The sequence below is a fragment of the Domibacillus indicus genome, from assembly GCF_023715895.1.
Taxonomy (GTDB): Bacteria; Bacillota; Bacilli; order Bacillales; family Domibacillaceae; genus Domibacillus; species Domibacillus indicus_A.
In genome coordinates this window covers 1-255 of the sequence record NZ_JAMBOO010000140.1, presented here as the reverse complement: position 1 = coordinate 255, position 255 = coordinate 1, and the positions used below count along the sequence as shown (strand labels likewise).

At 44.3% G+C, this 255-nt stretch carries 1 pseudogene; it reads right to left on the bottom strand.

Going from position 1 to position 255, the window contains the following annotated elements:
- Positions 1 to 50 precede the first annotated feature (50 nt).
- A pseudogene (locus M3221_RS25995) lies at positions 51 to 255 on the bottom strand (RNA-guided endonuclease TnpB family protein); the annotation flags it as partial.

Here is a 255-nt window from a genome sequence, read left to right as displayed (position 1 = left end):
AGATTTTGATGGAGCATCCCTTATCTTGAATACGGTACAACATCAGCGGATTAAGCTTCCTTCGGAAGCCCGAGTGCATGATGGAGACTAATGAACGAAGACAAGGTCTGAGATGTCCTTATTGCCAACTCAGGAACTTTTGCCTGAAGAGACAACCATTTCGTTTCCGAAGTGGATTTTTGAAAAGTACGAATGAAGTAGCGGGCTCCGATATTATAAGAAGCGGACAAATCCGCATGATAGACTTTGCCGGTC